Origin of the sequence: Streptomyces sp. (assembly GCF_050698815.1) — a bacterium.
Taxonomy (GTDB): Bacteria; Actinomycetota; Actinomycetes; order Streptomycetales; family Streptomycetaceae; genus Streptomyces.
Genome location: NZ_JBOHCV010000334.1, coordinates 1 through 3,209, shown reverse-complemented (window position 1 = coordinate 3,209; position 3,209 = coordinate 1). Strand labels below are relative to the sequence as shown.

2 protein-coding genes are annotated in these 3,209 nt (G+C 68.6%); one reads left to right on the top strand and one right to left on the bottom strand.

Annotated features, from left to right (window positions below):
• Positions 1-1,628, bottom strand: a 1,628-nt coding sequence (locus ACRDP3_RS12260) for a methyltransferase domain-containing protein (protein WP_431516934.1), incomplete at its 3' end; no start/stop codon positions are given.
• A gap of 324 nt (positions 1,629-1,952) precedes the next feature.
• On the opposite strand from ACRDP3_RS12260, the gene ACRDP3_RS12255 reads away from it, so the two are divergent.
• Positions 1,953-2,969: a rod shape-determining protein gene (locus ACRDP3_RS12255; protein WP_431516933.1), complete on the top strand. Its 1,017-nt coding sequence runs from the start codon at positions 1,953-1,955 to the stop codon at positions 2,967-2,969.
• Positions 2,970-3,209: the final 240 nt, after the last annotated feature.

Below are 3,209 nucleotides of genomic sequence, written 5' to 3'. Positions count from 1 at the left end.
CCCCAGGTGAGTTGCTTCCGGTTGCCGCCCTCGACCCAGTGTCCGAGACCCGTCTTCATCTGGGAGAGGTAGGCGGAGCTGACCTTGCCGGTGAGGGCGTCGGGTCCCTGGGCCGCCTCCTGGCGTTCGGTCTCCTCCAGCACCCGCCCGTAGTGCGTGGACAGTTGCTCGCGGTGCTCCTCGAATCCGCCGCTGCTGGCCGGGGTGAAGCCGAGCTGGGCGAGCTGACGGCGGTAGAAGGCCGGCGAGCCCATCGTGTCGAGGTGTATGCGGTCCAGGATGGGCTGGAGTACGGCGGTGGAGCAGCCGTCCGCCGCCATCGGGTCGGTGAAGATGAGCTGACCGCCCGGCCGCAGCACGCGCGCGACCTCCTCCAGTACCCGGGTGCGGTTGCCGCTGTGCAAGAAGGCGTCCTGCGACCAGACCACGTCCACGCTGTCGCCGGGGTAGGGAATGTTCTCGAAGGAACCGTCCACCACCTCGATCTTGTCCGTGAGCCCACGCTGGGCGTTCAGCTCGCGGTGCCGCTCGTTCTCGACCTCGCTGAGGTTGAGCGCGAGGACGCGGCTGCCGTACGTCTCGGCCACGTACCGCGCCGAACCGCCGTAGCCCGAACCGAGGTCGAGCACCACGGAGGTGTCGTCCAGCCCGAGCTTCTCGCCCATCGTGCGCACCGTGCGCCGGCTGGCATCGGCGATGGGTTCGTCAGCGCTCTCGTAGAGGCCGATGTGGATGTCTTCGCCGCCCCACACGGAGGCGTAGAAGGTGTCGGCGTCCGCCGAGTTGTAGTACGTGCGGGCGGTGCTGACGGCGGCCGAGTAGGCGGCGTCGCCCGGTTCGTCCATGCGGTACTCCTTCTCCGCGACGTGGACGAAGAAGTCCGGCTGTTCCTCCCGGTAGGTGTGCTGGAAGTCGCCGTAGGTCTCGATGTGCTGGAAGCCCACCTCGGACATCAGCCGCCGCGTGTAGTCCTTGCGCAGCGGGAACATGTTGAGGTGGTAGACGGAGTTGTCGGGGAAGTTGTACCGCATCCGGCACAGTCCCTCGTCCAGGTACTCCGGCTCCACCCTGACGTCTTCGCCGCAGTAGTAGTAGGCGTGCTTGCTGGAATACCCCCGGTCCAGCATCGCGTCGTAGTTGCGCTGGTCGAGGATGAGCACGCCGTCGTGCTTCAGCATCGCGTAGAACTCGGCGAGCGCACGGCGCCGGTCACGCTCCGAGAAGAGATGCGTGAAGGAGTTGCCGAGGCAGACGATGGCGTCGTACTCCCCGTGCACGTCCCGGTTGAGCCAGCGCCAGTCCGCCAGGACGACGCACAGGACGTGGCCGCCGTTCTCGGTTCCGTTGCGGAACGCCCGGGCCAGCATGTCGGCGCTGCCGTCGGCGCTCACGGCGTCGAATCCCGCCTCCAGCAGCCGCACCGAGTGGAACCCCGTCCCCGTGGCGACGTCGAGCACGCTCTTCACGCCCTGCTTGCGCAGCAGGTCGATGAAGAAGTTGCCCTCACTCTGTGTGCGCTTGGCCCAATCTATGAGCGAATCCCACTTTTCGACGAAACTTGGGACGTACTCTTCCGTGTAGTGCCCGGTCTCCCGGACGTCGACGGGGTTGTCTCCGAACTCCTGCACCGGTCGCGCGGTAATGGGGAACCTCCGATTGCTTGGATGGCGGCCTACGGCGCGGCCACCCTGGACGCAAACGGGCTTCAGTCACGGGCACCGCGCGCTCGGACTCCAAGCGCATAGCTATCCATCCTGGCCCGCGTCTATGCCACCACCCGGCCGGTCAGCTGTTCGGTCGGCCACAAAACCCGGCCCCCACCAGCGTCTTTGCGATCTCAGTTTTCCGGGGGGCGCCGCCTCCGTAAACCGGGACAGTTGGGTATGCTGCCAGCGCAGTGAGACAATTCGGCACACCCCGCAGCGAACCCGCACCGAACCCGGCGAGAACACATGGCAAAGAACAGCTCGTTCAGCACGCGTGACATCGGCATGGATCTCGGCACGGCCAACACCCTGGTGTACGCACGCGGACGCGGCATCATCCTCAACGAACCCTCCGTCGTGGCCATCGAGTCACGCACCGGCAGGGTGCTCGCGGTGGGGACCGAGGCCAAGCAGGCGGTGGGCCGTACTCCCGGCACCATCACCGCCACCCGGCCGCTCAAGGGCGGTGTCATCACGGACTTCGAGGCGACCGAGGGAATGCTCCGGCACTTCATCCGCGCGGCGCGGGTGGGCCGCGGGCGCGGACCCCGGGTGGTCGTCTGCGTGCCGAGCGGTGTGACGGGCGTGGAGCGGCGCGCGGTGCTGCAGACAGCGGCCCGGGCCGGCGCCCGTTCGGTGCACCTCATCGAGGAGCCGATGGCGGCCGCGATCGGCGCCGGGCTGCCCGTGCACGAGGCCCGCGGCTCCATGGTCGTCGACATCGGCGGAGGCAGCACCGAGGTCGCGATCATCTCGTTGGGCGGCACGGTCGTCACCCACTCCGCGCGGGTCGCCGGGGACGCGCTGGACGCGGCGATCGCCGCGTACATCGAGCAGCGCTTCGGCATCGCGGTCGGTGAGCGCACCGCCGAGAACATCAAGATGTCGCTGGGCAGCGGCACTTCGTTCCCGGTGCACGGCCGGGACAAGGATACCGGCATGCCCAAGACGGTGGAGCTGACCGAGGAGGAGATCCGGGACGCGACGGAGAAGCCCGTCGCCGCGATCGTCGACGCGGTGCGCACCGCCTTCGACGCCTGCCCGCCGGAGCTGTACGGCGACATCATGGAACGCGGCATCGTCCTGACCGGCGGCGGCGCACTCCTGCACGGGCTCGACGAGCGGATGGCGAAGGAGACGGGCATGCCCGTCTACGTCGCCGACGAGCCGCTGAACTGCGTGGCCGTGGGCACGGGGCACTGCCTGGAGGAGTTCGACAAGCTGGAGAAGGTCTTCAGCGGCTCCGCGGAGGGGCTGCGCTGAGCCGCAGCGGGTCCGTGGCCCGGCCGCCGGGGTGCCGCACTCCGGCCGCGCTGGTGCCGTGACCGGCAATGTTTGCCCGTCAAGGAGCGTCGTCCAGCCATGGGGTCTCCCCAGGCCGCAGGCCCAGGGCTTGGGGTCTCCCCGGGCCGCAGGCCCAGGGGATGCGAAGCGCAAGGCGGCCGGAAGTCCTTGTAGCGGAGCTACCAGGACTTTTAGCCAACGCTGGGGGCACTCCCCCTG

Bases quoted from the DNA above. Each gene is read 5' to 3' on its own strand.
- ACRDP3_RS12255 (WP_431516933.1), top strand. From the start codon at position 1,953: ATGGCAAAGAACAGCTCGTTCAGCACGCGTGACATCGGCATGGATCTC.